Source organism: Pedobacter psychroterrae (genome assembly GCF_004331695.1).
Taxonomy (GTDB): Bacteria; Bacteroidota; Bacteroidia; order Sphingobacteriales; family Sphingobacteriaceae; genus Pedobacter; species Pedobacter psychroterrae.
The window spans coordinates 1,818,294-1,834,342 of record NZ_SJSL01000001.1 but is presented as its reverse complement, the minus strand read 5'-3'; the positions used below and the strand labels follow the sequence as shown (position 1 = coordinate 1,834,342).

General features: G+C 42.8%; 15 protein-coding genes. 8 read left to right on the top strand and 7 right to left on the bottom strand.

Annotation, left to right across the window (positions count from 1 at the left end):
• Positions 1 to 55: 55 nt before the first annotated feature.
• The 4 genes from EZ437_RS08095 to ubiE are packed head-to-tail and all read right to left on the bottom strand — an operon-like array spanning position 56 to position 2,791.
• A complete protein-coding gene (locus EZ437_RS08095) occupies positions 56 to 502 on the bottom strand; it encodes a GatB/YqeY domain-containing protein (RefSeq protein ID WP_131594942.1) in 447 nt (148 codons plus the stop codon).
• An 18-nt stretch (positions 503 to 520) separates the two neighbouring features.
• On the bottom strand, positions 521 to 1,279 hold the full coding sequence (locus EZ437_RS08090) for an SDR family NAD(P)-dependent oxidoreductase (protein ID WP_131594940.1): 759 nt from the start codon (positions 1,277 to 1,279) through the stop codon (positions 521 to 523).
• 49 nt (positions 1,280 to 1,328) lie between these two features.
• A complete protein-coding gene (porT, locus tag EZ437_RS08085; protein ID WP_225869524.1) occupies positions 1,329 to 2,063 on the bottom strand; it encodes a type IX secretion/gliding motility protein PorT/SprT in 735 nt (244 codons plus the stop codon).
• Positions 2,060 to 2,791 (bottom strand): bifunctional demethylmenaquinone methyltransferase/2-methoxy-6-polyprenyl-1,4-benzoquinol methylase UbiE, encoded by a 732-nt coding sequence (gene ubiE / locus EZ437_RS08080; RefSeq protein WP_131594938.1) that lies wholly within the window; start codon positions 2,789 to 2,791, stop codon positions 2,060 to 2,062. Before ubiE ends, porT begins: the two co-directional genes overlap by 4 nt.
• 52 nt (positions 2,792 to 2,843) lie before the next feature.
• Between ubiE and yihA the strand changes: the two genes are divergently transcribed.
• The 4 genes from yihA to EZ437_RS08060 are packed head-to-tail and all read left to right on the top strand — an operon-like array spanning position 2,844 to position 8,050.
• Positions 2,844 to 3,470 carry a ribosome biogenesis GTP-binding protein YihA/YsxC gene (gene yihA, locus EZ437_RS08075; protein ID WP_131594936.1) on the top strand — a complete coding sequence of 209 codons (627 nt, stop codon included), beginning with the start codon at positions 2,844 to 2,846 and terminating at the stop codon, positions 3,468 to 3,470.
• Positions 3,471 to 3,474: 4 nt separating this feature from the next.
• A complete protein-coding gene (locus EZ437_RS08070) occupies positions 3,475 to 4,338 on the top strand; it encodes a 4-hydroxybenzoate octaprenyltransferase (protein WP_131594935.1) in 864 nt (287 codons plus the stop codon).
• On the top strand, positions 4,338 to 6,053 hold the full coding sequence (locus EZ437_RS08065) for a M3 family oligoendopeptidase (protein ID WP_131594933.1): 1,716 nt from the start codon (positions 4,338 to 4,340) through the stop codon (positions 6,051 to 6,053). The genes EZ437_RS08070 and EZ437_RS08065 overlap by 1 nt, the downstream gene beginning before the upstream one ends.
• A 53-nt stretch (positions 6,054 to 6,106) precedes the next feature.
• Positions 6,107 to 8,050 carry an amino acid permease gene (locus EZ437_RS08060; RefSeq protein ID WP_131594931.1) on the top strand — a complete coding sequence of 648 codons (1,944 nt, stop codon included), beginning with the start codon at positions 6,107 to 6,109 and terminating at the stop codon, positions 8,048 to 8,050.
• A 320-nt stretch (positions 8,051 to 8,370) separates the two neighbouring features.
• Here EZ437_RS08060 and EZ437_RS08055 read toward each other — a convergent pair whose 3' ends face one another.
• Complete coding sequence (locus EZ437_RS08055; RefSeq protein ID WP_131594929.1) at positions 8,371 to 9,357, bottom strand: glycosyl hydrolase; 987 nt, start codon at positions 9,355 to 9,357, stop codon at positions 8,371 to 8,373.
• An 81-nt stretch (positions 9,358 to 9,438) separates the two neighbouring features.
• The gene (locus tag EZ437_RS08050) at positions 9,439 to 12,207 is read right to left on the bottom strand and encodes a glycoside hydrolase family 2 protein (RefSeq protein WP_131594927.1); all 2,769 of its coding nucleotides are present in this window, start codon (positions 12,205 to 12,207) and stop codon (positions 9,439 to 9,441) included.
• 22 nt (positions 12,208 to 12,229) lie between these two features.
• On the opposite strand from EZ437_RS08050, the gene EZ437_RS21545 reads away from it, so the two are divergent.
• A complete protein-coding gene (locus EZ437_RS21545) occupies positions 12,230 to 12,373 on the top strand; it encodes a hypothetical protein (protein WP_165500361.1) in 144 nt (47 codons plus the stop codon).
• 264 nt (positions 12,374 to 12,637) lie between these two features.
• On the opposite strand, the gene EZ437_RS08045 is transcribed toward EZ437_RS21545, so the two are convergent.
• The gene (locus EZ437_RS08045) at positions 12,638 to 12,949 is read right to left on the bottom strand and encodes a hypothetical protein (protein WP_131594925.1); all 312 of its coding nucleotides are present in this window, start codon (positions 12,947 to 12,949) and stop codon (positions 12,638 to 12,640) included.
• A 442-nt stretch (positions 12,950 to 13,391) separates the two neighbouring features.
• On the opposite strand from EZ437_RS08045, the gene EZ437_RS08040 reads away from it, so the two are divergent.
• From EZ437_RS08040 to EZ437_RS22045, 3 genes are all read left to right on the top strand, one after another.
• Positions 13,392 to 14,171 (top strand): glycerophosphodiester phosphodiesterase, encoded by a 780-nt coding sequence (locus tag EZ437_RS08040; protein WP_205942664.1) that lies wholly within the window; start codon positions 13,392 to 13,394, stop codon positions 14,169 to 14,171.
• A 444-nt stretch (positions 14,172 to 14,615) separates the two neighbouring features.
• Positions 14,616 to 15,674 carry an OmpA family protein gene (locus tag EZ437_RS08035; RefSeq protein ID WP_131594921.1) on the top strand — a complete coding sequence of 353 codons (1,059 nt, stop codon included), beginning with the start codon at positions 14,616 to 14,618 and terminating at the stop codon, positions 15,672 to 15,674.
• A gap of 228 nt (positions 15,675 to 15,902) precedes the next feature.
• A complete protein-coding gene (locus tag EZ437_RS22045; protein ID WP_131594919.1) occupies positions 15,903 to 16,019 on the top strand; it encodes a DUF1810 family protein in 117 nt (38 codons plus the stop codon).
• Positions 16,020 to 16,049: the final 30 nt, after the last annotated feature.

Here is a 16,049-nt window from a genome sequence, read left to right as displayed (position 1 = left end):
AACTATTATAATATTTTTACTAAATATGTTTAAACACTTATGTGTTCAACACAATTTATGCCAATTGTGCTTTTACAAGCTCAGCTATTAACTTCCCATCGGCTTTGCCCGCCAGTTCCTTATTTGCCAGTCCCATTACTTTGCCCATTTCCTTTACAGAATTTACTCCGGAGCTCACAATGATCTGGGCAATAATCTTTTCGATCTCAGCCCTATCCAGTTGCGTCGGCATAAAAGCACTGATTACGGCTATTTCTTCCTCTTCAATGATACTCAGGTCTTCACGCCCCTGTTGTTTATAAATATCTGCCGACTCTTTTCTTTGCTTGATCAGGCGTTGTAAAATTTTCATCTCAGCTTCCTCTGTCATCTCCTCCGCCGATCCCTTTTCTGTTTTTGCCAATAGCAATGCTGCTTTGATGGCCCTCAAGCCTCTCAGTTGCGCCTGATTTTTTGCCAGCATGGCCTGTTTTATTTCCTGATCTATGGTGTTAGCTATCATATCAATGTTAATTATCAATTACTTTCTTTCCACTATTGTCGCTGTTGCCTGGGCTGCAGGCATGATCAGCATATCATTTATATTTACATGGGCAGGTCTGCTTACCGCAAACCATATCGCGTCTGCTATGTCATTGGCTGCCAATGGTTCCAATCCGTCATATACTTTTTTAGCACGGGTCTCATCACCTTTAAACCTGACTTTAGAAAACTCAGTCTCTACCATTCCCGGATTTATTGCGGTTACTTTTATTCCGTGTGGGAGCAAGTCTATCCGCATGCTTTTACTCAGCGCATCTACCGCATATTTAGTAGCGCAATATACATTTCCATTGGGATAAACTTCCTTTCCCGCTATAGACCCTATATTTATAATATGCCCTGACTTTTGTGCAACCATCCAGGCAGAAACAATCCTGGTAACGTACAGGAGTCCTTTTACATTGGTATCGATCATGGTATCCCAATCGTCAGTGTTTCCTTTATCAATCGGATCGAGCCCCTGACTAAGTCCGGCATTATTTATCAAAACATTCACCTTCTTCCATGGAGCAGGCAGCGTTTCCAGTCGGTAAGACAAGTCTTCCTGATCTCTTACGTCTGCCAGTATCCGTTTTACCTCCACCGCATACTTGTCCTCCAGCTGCTTACCAATAGTGGTAAGTAGTTGTTCCCTTCTTCCCAGCAGGATTAAATTGTAGCCCTCCGCGGCAAACAAATGTGCGCATGCTGCTCCGATACCAGACGTAGCCCCTGTAATTAATGCGATCTTTGACATAATGATTTATGTTTATTCAACAAATCTATAATTTTTTTGAAAGGCTACATCATTCAAAAAATAAACTGAATGTTAGGTGACGCAGCATCAATTTGTCAAGCGGGGTAACATAGCGGTTCGTTTCATGTTTCAACACGTCATTCATGGAGTAAGACAGCTTTATTTCGGGCGACATTTTAAAATACTCGAAATAAAGATCTAAGCCCAGGCCCGCTTCATAAGAAAGAAAAGCTTTTTTATTGTTTACGAACTTCTCTGCGGGATCAGTCACCAGATCATTATTGGTTTTCTTTTTTGAGGAAATATCAATCGAATACCTGGCCCCTCCTATCACATATGCCCTAAAATTGCCCCTCCTGTCTGACTTTAATTTCAAGCCTACCGGCAAATCCACCAAAGTACTCTGTATCTTTTTTTCAATGGCATCCCGTCCGGAATATCCGTAAACCAATATCCGGTCACTAAATACGAGCGTAGGGGTAAACCTTAAATCCGTGTGCGAGGTCAGTCGTTTGTTCCCGACAAATCCGATCCCAAATCCTGCTGAAGGTTTTGAATAAATTAAATTCAGGCTGTCATTCGACGAAAAGGAACCGTCCAACTCGGGAACAGGATTACGCCACGTTGCCTTTTTCAGTATTTTAAACTCAGACAAAACATATTGGAAGGTAAAGCCATAATGCAGGTCGTCATCGTCTACGCCACCTCCCCAGTTCTGTGCACGACCCGCCGAGCAGGTCATTGTCAGTAAGCATAAAAAAAACAACCTTGTCCTTAATTTCATTTTATGCCTGTATAAATTGCGCTGATGCCAAATGTAAGCCTTCTTTCTTTAGTGCTTTTAAAACCCACTTTATCCAAAAGCCGAGTAAAAGCTTCACCATCGGGAAATGCCGCTACAGATTCAGGCAGGTAGCTGTATGCCCTTGCATCTTTAGAAAAAAGCCTGCCCAACAATGGAGTGATGTATTTGAAGTAAAAATTATATGCCTGTTTTATAGGAAATTGTCTTGGTTTTGAAAATTCGAGCACCACAATCTTTCCGCCCGGTTTCAACACCCTGAACATATCGGCCAGGCCTTTCTCCAGATTTTCGTAATTGCGCACGCCAAAAGCCACAGTTATTGCATCAAAATGATTATCCTGAAAATGTAAGCCTTCAGAATCACCCGTCTGAACAGAGAAGATATGCTCCAGATTACGTTCATGTATCTTTTTCCTGGCCACATCCAGCATTCCCTCAGAAATATCTACGCCAATTATTTTTTCCGGCTGAAGGATTTTGATCGCCTCAAAAGCAAAGTCCCCGGTACCGGTTGCCACATCCAGCATCACACGGGGTTTTAAAGACCGAAGTTCCCTGATTGCCTTCTTTCGCCATATAATATCTATTCCGAGCGACATAAAATGATTTAAAAAATCATATGTACCCGAAATATTATTAAACATAGTAGCTACCTGGTCTTTCTTAGTTGCAGTTTCAGACTGATATGGTGTGATGTTTTCGTTCATGGTAAGTGGCAAAGATAAGTATTGTTGAAAACTAATTTTCTACCTTTGTCAAATGATTATAAAATCAGCAACTTTTATTTGCAGCAATACTAAGGTTTCTATGCTACCTGTTGCCAATATGCCGGAATACGCATTTATCGGCCGCTCCAATGTAGGCAAGTCATCTTTGATCAATATGCTCGTCAATCAGCATGGCCTGGCCAAAACCTCACAGCGACCGGGCAAAACACAGTTAATCAACCATTTTCTGATCAATGAGAAATGGTATATCGTAGATTTACCGGGATATGGCTATGCCAAAGTTTCCAAAAGCAGCAGAGAAAACTGGGAGAAGTTCATTAGAAATTACATTACCAAGAGAGAAAGCCTGCAATGTGTGTTTGTACTCATAGACAGCAGATTAGAACCGCAGAAAATCGACATCGAATTCTGCTGCTGGATGGGGGAAATACAAATCCCCTTTGCCTTGGTGTTTACCAAGGCCGACAAACAGTCGACCGTAAAGACTGACAAAAACGTGGCAGCCTTCAAAAAAGCATTGAATGATTGGTTTGAAGAGATCCCTCCTACCTTTGTCACCTCTGCAGAAAAGGGTCTTGGTAAGGATAAAATCCTTGATTTCATAGAAGAGGTCAATAAGGATTTCCTGATGCCGATACTTACCCCACAAGAAGATTAATTACATGAAGAAGTATTTTTCATTAGTCCTGTTTGCCCATTCCATATTCGCTTTGCCTTTTGCCATGATCGGCTTTTTTCTGGGTGTTACCGCTACCAGTTCATTCAGCTGGTCATTGTTGGTACTCGTGTTGTTGTGTATGGTTTTTGCCCGCAACTCAGCGATGGCGTTCAACAGGTACCTGGACAGGAATATAGATGCAAAAAACCCGCGCACACAAATGCGCGACATCCCAAGCGGAAAAGTATCTGCCAATGAGGCCCTTATATTTGTGATCATCAACTGTATCCTGTTTGTGGTCACTACTGCTTTCATCAACAACCTGTGTTTTGCGTTATCTCCTGTAGCACTTTTTGTAGTCCTGTTTTACAGCTACACCAAACGGTTTACAGCATTGTGCCACATGGTGCTAGGCCTTGGATTATCACTTGCACCAATCGGGGCCTATATGGCTGTTACCGGTCATTTTAATATTGTACCGTTACTGTATTCCTTAGCTGTATTGTTTTGGGTCAGTGGGTTCGACATCATTTATGCCCTGCAGGATGAAGATTTTGACCGCGATGAAAAATTACATTCCATCCCTGCCGCACTGGGCATAAAGAATGCATTAAAGCTTTCTGTTGCCCTGCATGTTTGTTCAGCCGCCTGTGTAATACTGCCTGTCATATTTGCCAGCTTTAGCTGGGTATATTATATTGGTGTAGCTTTCTTTTGCTTCATGCTGATCTATCAGCATTTACTGGTAAAACCCAATGACATCAGCAAAGTCAACCGGGCTTTTGCCACCACCAATGGGTTTGCTTCTGTAATATTTGCCATCTGCTTTTTACTGGATACCTTTTTAAGAACTAATTTTAACTTCTGATGATAGACCTTACCATACCTAAAAAGAAAAGAATATATATCCCTCAAAATCTGGAGATGAAATGGGACAATCTTGAACCCATCTTAAATGAGCTGACACTCCGCCCTATAGAGAATGTTCAGGAACTGGAACAATGGTTAAAGGACAAAAGCGAATTAGAAGCTGCACTTGAAGAAGATTTTGCATGGAGATACATCAGAATGAGCTGCGACACAGCAAATGAAGAACTGGTTAAAGATTTTCAATATTTCGCGACTGAAATAGAACCAAAAATCTCCCCTATTGCCAATAAGCTCAATCAGAAATTTAACGACAGCCCTCTTATTGAGGAGCTGGACCACGATCAGTTTTTTGTCTACATACGGGCCATCAGAAAAGCGATCGAAATTTACCGTGAGGAGAATGTCGAACTCCTGACGAAACTCCAGGTCACACAACAAAAATATCAGTCTGTCACCGGTGCAATGAGCGTAGTCATCAATGACCAGGAATATACACTTGAGCAGGCTGCCAATTTCATCAAAGATACCGACAGACAAATCAGGCAGCATGCCTGGGAAACCATACAACAAAGGCGCTTGGTAGATAAGGATGACCTCAACATGCTCTTTGATGAGCTGATCGCTATGCGCCATCAGGTGGCACTAAACGCTGGCTTTGAAAATTACAGAGACTATATGTTTCAGGCGCTGGGCAGGTTTGATTATACCCCGCAGGACTGCTATCATTTTCATGAAGCAATAGAAAAGCTAATCGTCCCAATCCTGAAAGAACAGGCGGAAATACGGGCCGGGTTATTGGGAATTGAGGCCCTAAAACCCTGGGACATGGAGGTAAGCACTTCCGGAAAACCAGCCTTAAAACCCTTTAAAAATGGAGAAGACCTGATCAATAAAAGCATTGACTGCTTTAATGCCATCAACCCGCAGTTGGGCCAGATGCTGTCTATCATGAAAGCAAACAACCTGTTTGACGTAGAAAGCCGCAAAGGTAAGGCTCCAGGAGGATACAATTATCCGCTTGCTGAGACAGGCGCACCATTCATATTCATGAATTCTGCCAATTCGCTAAGAGACCTTACCACCATGGTACACGAAGGCGGACATGCCATACATACATTTCTAACGGCCAACCTGGAATTGAATGATTTCAAACATTGCCCTTCTGAAGTAGCCGAATTAGCCTCCATGAGTATGGAACTAATTTCGATGGACAACTGGACACTATATTTCAGCAACGAAGAAGACCTGGTACGGGCTAAAAAAGAACAACTGCTGGACGTACTCAAAACACTTCCATGGGTAGCTGTGATCGATCAGTTCCAGCACTGGATCTACACCAATCCTGACCATAACGCGGCCGACAGGGAAGAAGCCTTTAAGCAGATCTACTCCCGTTTTGGTGCGGGTTTTGCCGACTGGACCGGTATTGACAAGGAATTTGGCAATGTATGGCAAAAGCAGCTGCATTTATTTGAGGTACCATTCTATTACATCGAATATGCCATCGCACAGCTTGGTGCTATAGCGATCTGGAAAAACTATAAGGAAAATCCTGAGAAAGCATTAAAACAATATATAGCAGCCTTATCTCTCGGTTATACCAGACCAATAGATGAGATCTATGAAACGGCGGGGATCAAATTTGATTTCAGCCTGAGCTATATTGAAGAGCTCGCTTCATTTGTGAAAGATGAATTGCACAAATTAGGCTAAGTTTAGAAGTTATTCTTTAAGTTTGAATATCAGAACCACCTAACTTACCATGTATGTTTGAAAAACTTTTCAGAAAGAAATCAATTGCTAAGATTTTAGCAGATGCAGAAAAAGGCTATGGTGATCATGAAAGCTCGTTACATAAAACACTTGGGGTAAGAGACCTTACCGCATTTGGTATTGCGGCTATTATAGGCGCCGGAATTTTCAGCACCATAGGAAAGGCCAGTGCCGACGGCGGTCCGGCAGTTATATTTCTCTTTATATTTACCGCGGTAGCCTGCAGCTTTGCGGCTTTTGCCTATGCAGAATTTGCTTCTATGGTTCCGGTTTCAGGCAGTGCCTACACATATTCCTATGTAGCCTTTGGCGAATTGGTAGCGTGGATCATCGGCTGGTCGCTCATTATGGAATATGCCATTGGAAACATTACAGTGGCCATATCCTGGTCAGACTATTTCACGGGCCTGCTCAGTTCCATTAAAATACCCGCGTTTAATATAAATGGCATCCACCTTCCCGACTGGATGACCATGGACTACCTCACTGCCTTCAAAGGCCATCAGCATGCCGAAGCCATGATCAATGCCGGTAAAAACTATGTCAACTTAGATGAAGCCACCAGGATCGCTAACAATGCCTGGCTCACCGCCCCTAAAATCGGCAGCTTGCACCTCGTAGCAGACCTTCCGGCATTAGGCATCATCATCTTTATTACCTGGCTGGTATACAGAGGAATGAAAGAATCAAGAAACGCGAGCAATGCGATGGTGATTGTAAAACTAGCGGTTATATTACTGGTATTGGCAGTAGGTGTTTTTTATGTGGACACCAAAAATTGGGACCCATTTGCTCCAAACGGTGTTTCTGGCGTATTAAAAGGAGTTTCTGCCGTATTCTTTGCTTATATAGGTTTTGATGCCATTTCCACCACGGCCGAAGAATGTAAAAATCCGCAGCGCGACTTACCAAGAGGGATGATGTGGGCCATCATTATCTGTACCGTTCTGTATGTAGCCATTGCACTGGTACTTACCGGAATCGTGAACTCAAGCCTGCTGGCAGTGGGCGATCCCCTCGCCTTCGTATTTGATCAGATAGACCTTAAACTAATGAGCGGCATCATTGCCGTCAGCGCGGTCTTTGCCATGGCAAGCGTGTTATTGGTTTTTCAGATGGGCCAGCCCCGCATATGGATGAGCATGAGCCGCGATGGCCTGTTGCCCAAATCATTTTCCAGGATACATCCAAAATATAAAACCCCCTCATTCGCTACTATCGTTGTTGGTTTTGTAGTCGCAGTACCATCCCTGTTCATGAACCTTACCATCGTTACAGACCTTTGTTCTATAGGAACCTTATTTGCCTTCGTACTGGTATGTGCAGGTGTCCTGGTATTACAAAACAGGCCCGATGTTCAGCGGGGAAAATTCAGGATCCCCTACCTCAATTCAAAATTCATTGTTCCGCTATTGTTTATCGGTGCCCTAACGCTGGCTTTTACGCTTTACAAAACAGAGACGGTAAACTTCCTGTTGAACAAGCCGAAAACAAATGACCCGGTCACCTTTATCACCTCATTAAGCAATGATGAACTGACCATCGTAAAGGGTGATATTAAAACCGCGCAAAGCAAAGTCAACCTGATTGAAAAAAACACAGATGCAGAAGCTTATTTAAACAAGCTATCACCGGCACAATACGAGCAGTTCATAGCCAGTTCATCCATTGATCAGCAAAAAAAATATGAGAGTGGCTGGAGTTTATTTAAACACAAGATCCCGATGTGGATCTTTCTGATTATTTGTATGGTTGTTATCTATTACTCCATTACAAAAAACCTTTCTCTTATTCCTGTACTCGGTCTTACCAGTTGTCTCTACATGATGTGTGAATTGGGCATATCCAACTGGATAGGATTTGGCATTTGGCTGATTATAGGCCTGATTGTGTACTTTTTGTACGGATACAAGCACAGTAAATTGAATGCGAGCTAATTTTTGGGTAAAATATTCCACACAAATCCCATTATTTTGCCAAATCAACAATTATTTTAAAATAAATTCCACATTTTGAGAATAAATATCTACATTTAAATTAATAAGCAGACAGGCCACGTTTGGCCGTCATAATTGCCCTCCTAATTATCCCTAAAAAATTGTATGGTCGGACGACCCCACAATCAAGGCTCCTCCCCGGAGCCTTACTTATTTGTGTGCTAAATGCCATTTAAGGCCCTTTTGAAACACCGACAGAATCACTGCCAAATTTGATGGAAAATTTCCAGATAGCGATGTAATCCGCTCTTTGACTGCTTCTAGTTCCTGCGATTTTTAGCTGCGGAATAAGTAGCTAGAATATCCGGAACTTCATCTTTAGTGATCACCAGATCGTGGGTATAGACGCGCTTTAAATATTCTTTATCTACCTTAGTTAAATGGCTGGTATGCCATTCCATCCACCAAGACCACATAGAACCCTCTGCCAGGCATTTATCAGGGTCTGGCGGAGTACCGCATTCGTGATAGGCAATCGGAATGCGGTCCCCGACAACTTGTTTAACTGCTTTATACATCCCCGTCTGCGGGCTATCGCCTACGCCATAAGTATCGGGGCCTGCAATATCGACGTATGCATCACCCGGGTACCATGCAGCATCGGGCTTTCCCGTATAGCACAATACCCAGATCAGATTGTTCAGCTTACGAGTTTTAGTATAATAATCATACATTGCGATCCAGAGTCTTTTAAACTGATCAGATCCCTGTTTGCCCCACCAAAACCAGTTACCATTTAACTCGTGAAAAGGTCTCCAGAGCACCGGCACATTCGCCTTTTGCAATTGCTCCAATAAATCACCTTTCTTTTCAAGCTCCGCCCAAAAAACTTCGTATTCTTTTGTTCCTTTTTCAAAACATTTATCAATATCGGCGGATTTCTTACTGCTTTCATAACCCTCACCATTACCCGGAGCACCCATGTGCCACATAATTGTTGGGATTCCTCCTGATTTCCACCATTCAATTGCAGACTTTACTTCATTCTGATTGTCCTTATCAGTGATAAAATCAAATCCATTAATGGCAGGTAGTTTTCCGGTATGATCCTGAATGTATTTGATTTCGTCTACTCCCCAGCTTGAGCTCATCTGGCCTGACAATATTTTCTTTCCGTACATATCATTAAGATAGGCATACAGCGCAAGAGCTTCTTTTGAAGCCTTTGGATTCGAAAGACGATGTTGTCCAATTGCCATTATTGGCAGGACAATTACGAGAGCTAACGACAATTTGATTTGTTTCATGATCTTATATTAATAGTTATATTCCTTACTCACCAGGGTTACATAGCAGTTTCATATCCCTTTCTGTTCAATTTACAATTTTTACTGTGATCTGAAGTCAAAATACAGCACTCCGGATTGTGTATCTAAACCACCGTTGGCAAAGGTCAGGTTCGCCTGGCTCTGCGGTCCCAGATCCTCCTTTTTCTGGGTTTTGGTTCCTATTGCCGTTATTCCATGCATAAAAGAGATCCCGGCCGATTTTGGATATACCGCCATCGAATTGGCTCTTTTCAGGTCTTTGGGTATCGCAGGGTTAAACAGGTGTAAAAAAAGATTCTCCGTCTCGGTAAAAATTTTAAAGTCCGACTCATTTGTATGGAAGTTGACTGCGTAAAAATTACTGTAGTAACCTTTGAATTCAGGATAATTCCAGGATTCGCCGGTAACTGTATTGTTGGACACTTTATTCCATGAATTAAATGTCGTGCCTTTCATCCTGTTTTTATACACCCTGTACGGACCATCACCAATCAGCTGAATGGCTTTCACTTTTTCTTCGGAATAATCGAATGAAATTCCAAGCATGTCGTCGTTATTATCAGGTTTATATTGATATTTTAGCTGGAGAATCCCGGAGGACAAGAGTGTCCAGTTGAATCTGTACTGCTGCTTGCCGGAATAAGCAACTTCAACAATTTGTGCATTTTGCTTGTCCACCTGCTTTACAACTGCATCAGTTGCCTCGCCGGTGATCAGTACTGGTCCATTTTTAAAAGAAATTCCACCTGTTGTATTGTTAACCTTAACCAGCTGCCCAGTCTTCTTGTCAATTTCTACTTTTATGCCACTGGCTTCCATTAGTATATTAGCCGACTGATCAGTCACCTGAACTTTTCCTGAAGATTGACTTATAAACCTTTGAGACATTTCCTGAGGTGTGGTCAGCGACCATGTCCAGGTAAAGATTTCCTGCCCGTAAAGATCCTTTGCAGTAATGTATAATACATCGTAATCGGTCCAATTATTGGGTAATGCAACTTTCAATGTCCCAGTTGTTTGAGGAGAAATATCCGGAGCAACGATTTTACCTGAAACCGCAGCTGTGTCAGCCGGACCAAGCCCTGTGATTTTTTTGAGTTTCCAGCTGAATTTGCACTGATTCAGGTTTGTAAAATCATACCGGTTATCAATTGCAAAATTGCCGTCAAAAGCTCTGGTAAGTGACCTCTTTTGAAAATAAACCGGTGCCCAGATTTCTTTGATCGTGTAGAAACTGCCTTCCTTTTCTCTATAGGGTCCCAGGATGCCATCCGCAGCAGCATTGCCTTTCGTATCTAGTTGACCATTTCTATCCTTATTTGCCACTCCCTGATCACAAAAATCCCAGAGAAAGCCACCGGCTGACAGGGGATTGCTCAACATCAAATTCCAGAAATCATCAAGACCGGCTCCATGACCTCCATCATACAGTCCATGAAGAAATTCAGTGGGAAAGAATACATCCTTGCCCTGAAAGAAGGTATTGATACCGTAGTTCCATGGGATGTAATGTTTGGTATTCATGCCATTTATATTCATCCATGGCTGAATTACCGGGCGGGCCTGGATATCATGCTTTGGATAGTCCGGCAACAATTCAAAATTAAACCCTCCTTCATTTCCGTTCGCCCACATGATTACTGAAGGATGATTGACATCCTTTAAGATGAGCTCCTTTACCAGCTTGCGCCCGACCTCGGTATCATAAGGCGGATATTGCCATCCCGTCAGTTCATCAATCACAAATAAACCGATTGAATCACAAACTTTCAGGAAATGCGCATCCGGCGGATAATGTGACATCCGCACCGCATTCATATTCATCTCCTTGATCAGTTTTGCATCCAGTAAACTCACAGACTCATCGGTTGTTCGGCCACTGGTGGGCCAGAAAGAGCCGCGATTAACACCCTTGAACCGCATTTTTTTGCCGTTCACATAAAATCCATCCTGTTTGCGCAACTCTACAGTACGAAAACCTATGGTCTCTGTGAGTGCATGAAGAACCTTTGTTCCGCTCATCAGGCTCACCTCCAGGGTATATAAGTTCGGGAATTCGGGCGACCAGAGTTTTGGAGATAGTATTTTACCATTGAGCTGCACCATTTCCTGCCCCTGACTGACCGCTTTAGATATAGGTGCTCCGACGGGTTTACCTTGCCTTGTTTTGAGTTGTGCAACGATACGGGTACTACCACTGGTATTAATTGGAAAGGTATTGATCTTTAAGGACCCATCAGCCCTGGCATCAACAGCGATACGCTCCAGATGCACTTTCGGATAAGCTTCCAGGAAAACGGGACGGAAAATGCCCCCGAACACCCAGAAGTCGGCAGACCTTTCCGCTTCATTGACCATTTGGTTGGAAGAGACCTTGCGAACTTTTACTTCAAGCAGGTTTTCTGCATTGTATTTCAACAGGGGGGTGATGTTATACCTGAACCTATAAAATGCGCCCTGATGTATAGGCCCGGCCAACACCCCATTAACCTTAACTTCAGTATCGGTCATTGATCCATCAAAAACAATGAAGATCTCTTTTGCAGCCCAGTTTTTTGACACATTAAATTTATGGCGATAAAGACCGGTTTCCGAAGTGTCCTCCTTTGAGGACCCATAGGTCAGGTTTCCAAAGCCCATTGACTCCCAGTTGGATGGAACAGGTATGGTGGTCCATTTACTGCTATTTGTTCCGGCAGTACATTGGAAATCCCAGTTTACCGTGTGATCTTTACCCGTGCCCGAGAGAAATTTGATCTCGGTTCGTTGTGCAAAGGCACTTGTCGCGGAAAACAATAAAAAAAACAGATATAAGGTGTTCTTCAGCATTTTAGTATATGATTACGATTGTATGAACGAAGATAAATTCGAAGCCGAACTGAATAGGGACATCAGTTCCGGCGTAAAGATGACTATTTGGTCAAAGCAATTATACAAAGAACGGTTTGAAAAAGTGCAGGTCATGACTGATATATTTACGCAATCGTTGCCGTGATGCCACCCTCATTACGGTAAATATCTCTCATTCTGAAGCTTGTTTTTCAAATCACTCCAATACCGTTTAGGTACAGAACTCTCCGTTAAAACCTCAATAACATCGATTACAGAAAAATACCATTTCTTGTCAGTTTCGCTCCATTCCGAGCGGATTCGCTTGCACACCCAGTTCAAAGGAAATCTCTCTGCCAGTCATGGTAGTCTGCGACATATAATCTTCCATAGCCAAAACCATTACATCAAGTCTTCCAGGTTCGCCTGCTTATCCCCCGTTGACCATCAGATCTATTCTTGCTATGAGTGCGGTAAACTCCTCATACAATACAGCCCTGATAGAAGGATAGTCTTTCCCTTCTTCATGCACTACAAAGCCACGAAGCCTTTCCGCTTCGGCCATATGAAAATCTAATAAATAATCCAGCCATTCCACTTTCCTATACCAGGCATAACCCAGCTGCATCAGGATTTCCTTGAAGTTTTCCCGCAGATCTTCTATTATTCCCTTTGTCAGTAAATTACGTCCTTTTCTTAAGTCATTAATCAGCATCCCGATCGCCTGAAATTGATTCTCCAAAATATTCTGATTTTTAATTATTTATTTGTTTATCTTTTTTATATTATTCTTATACAATTTTTTGCTTCTCCGGAAAGAAAAGAAACGGAGAGTGCCATAACAGCAGCTCCCCGCATTCTAACCAATTATTCCTTATTTTTACGCTATCTATTCCCTGACAAAAGAGTAAGATAAAAAACCATTTTTTCATCACTGCCTACCTCCGCCGCGATACACCTGCGTTGAAAGATTCAAGCACCGATAACAGATCCCCCGAAGACACCTTTTCCGGGCGGCTGAAAATAAGCCGAGCTTAAAAAGAAAAAAGCCCTGACATCCATCATGGCTTTTCATTATCATCAATTTTTATAGCGAGGGGTCTGGAATAATCTTTTATACCCATTAACTTAACATAACAGCCGTAAATTTGGCCATGATTGTTTCCAAAATATTCAGCGCGCTTTTGATACTATATACAGTTTCCCTTTCCGCCACTGCTCAGGAGCTCACTCCTGTTAAGGGCGTAACAGCACACCGCGGTTTCTCCGCAGCTTACCCGGAAAACACCCTGACCGCATTCCAGACGGGAATCAATGCCGGCGCAGACTGGGTAGAACTGGACATCCACAAAACCAAAGACGGGCAAATCGTAGTTTCCCACGACGGCGCAACCGGACGGGCAGCAGACAAAAACCTGATCATTACAGAATCCACCTATAAGCAGCTACAAGAATTGGACATAGCAACAGCATTCCGCAAATCAAAAGGCCTGACTGAAACGCAGTGCCCGCCTGAAAAAATGCCCCTGCTCAGCGATGCCATCAAACTGATCTTAAAGCAAAAAGCGGTAAAACTTTCCATCCAACCAAAGGCCGATTGCGTGGCCGATGCCATTAAAATCGTTAGGGAACTGAGTGCTGAACACATGGTGGGCTTCAACGACGCAAGCCTAAAATACATGTCCCAGGTAAAACAGCTCGCCCCAAAAATCCCTGTTTTCTGGGACCGCGGGCCAGAGACCAATATCACTGAAGATATCCTTACAGCCAAGGAAAAAGGCTTTGAGACCCTGGTCATCAATTACAAAGGCATCACAGCAGAAAAAGTACGCCAGGTCAAAGCGGCCGGCCTAAAGGTGGGAACCTGGACAGTTAGTGACAAAGCGACCTTACTGGAAATGATCGACCTGGGTTTAGACAGGATATATACCGATGACCCTGCCTTGCTGATCCGTTTGTACTAAACCAGTCCAGGATAGACCGTACTGGTATTCTCATTGCATGGGCTAACTACATATTGAAGGGAATATCTCACTAGCGGGTATATCGGGATAAGATCGGCTGAGAGTTTCAATCATCGTGTGATTCGTTGTGGTTGATTTTTGACTTTGTATTGGATTTATTAGCTTTTGCAGCTGCTGTAATCGCACTGCTAAATTTCTCAATCCAGTGTGTAGCTTTCTGCTGATTATTTTTGTCCGACCGCCTCCCCGGACTGACCTTTGCTAGCTGATCCTTGCCAGACATGCTATTTCTTGTATTTTATCATCAAGACGTTTCTTCATAAAGCAATATAAGTAAAGATTTACGCAAACTTTCGGAATTTTTTCCACAGCACTTGCCATTTTAAACAGGGGTTTACTGGGCTTTTATGGTTTAGTTTTTGTTACTTAGAAAAAAAACCACCTATGAAAACAAACACTACCCTTGGAGTTTTATTTTTTGCCTTAACCATTACTGCTACGATTACCAGCTGTGGATCTGGGGAAAAGAAAGAAGAAACTAATGCGGACACCCTCGCAACAACAACAGAAATCCCAGCAGATCAACCTGCGGGGAGCACAGAATCATTTAAAGATTTTGACTGGAGTACCGTTCCACAATCCAATGCAGAGATCGGCGCATTTCCATTCCTGACTGCTCCTTCAGGCTTTATCATAACAGATAAAGGAAGATCGAATGAGTCTAAAACCGGTTATTCAGAGATGAAGGACTTCAATAAACTGATCATGTTTACCGGAGCGTCCTTTTACAACGCAGAGGGAAAAGTTGCCAAGCTTGTTTTCAAAATGAAGGAAAGAGAAGGAGACTGGAACCAATACAGTTTTGACAGCAGCGTAGATAAATACATGCAAAGTATCGACGCAAAATTGCTGGGCAAGCTTAAAGTCACTCAAGCCCAGAAGGAATTTTTAAATAAAGAGGACGACATGTCTATTTATAATCATATTGTTGGTGACCCTTACAATGACCCGGTTCGGATGTATGCATTGAACCATTCCAAAGGCAAAATCATGTTCCAGGTGTATTCCAATTCAGCCAGTGGAGAAGTTGGCGTGGTAGAGCTGGCTGCTTTCGAGCAAACCATCAAAGCACCAACAGCAGTTCAAATGAAAAAAGACATCGACGCTAACGGAAAAGCCATCCTGAACATCAACTTTGATATCGATAAATCAACCTTGCAGCCCGAAGGCCAAAAAGTACTGGATGAAATCCTGTCGCTAATGAAAGGTAATGCCGATCTTAAAATTGCCATTGAAGGACACACAGACAATGCAGGTTCTGGCGATCACAATAAAAAGCTATCTACTGATCGGGCAAACACCATTTTGAAATTCTTAACCAGCAATGGCATTTCAGCCAGCAGACTCACCGCCGCAGGATTCGGCGCCGAGCGCCCGCTTGTAGCCAATGACAGCGAAGCCAATATGGCAAAGAACAGAAGAGTAGAACTGGTAAAAGAATAATAAAAATACCCTATGAAAATTAAAGCAACGCTCCTGTCAGCATCCATCTTGCTGCTCAACCTTACCGATTTGGCTTAATAGTTGAATCATATCTTTTAAATATAAAATTGCGAGAATTTTACCGATTAGTGAATAGCTGCGCTTAACCTAACATTTCCCCGCCCGGCGAAAACCAATCATCTCAAAAATGGTTATGGAGTTCTAACCCAATAAGAAAAAACACATTGGATGTGGTACATATTGCCGCAAATCCAGGGATTAGGCTTTTCTGAATCCGCCAGATGTTATGGAATCAAAGACCAGAAAACCCAGCGCATACTCGGGCTGCAAGCCTATGGCCAGTAACGGTCAGCCCAATGGCTAAAACTTGCTCAC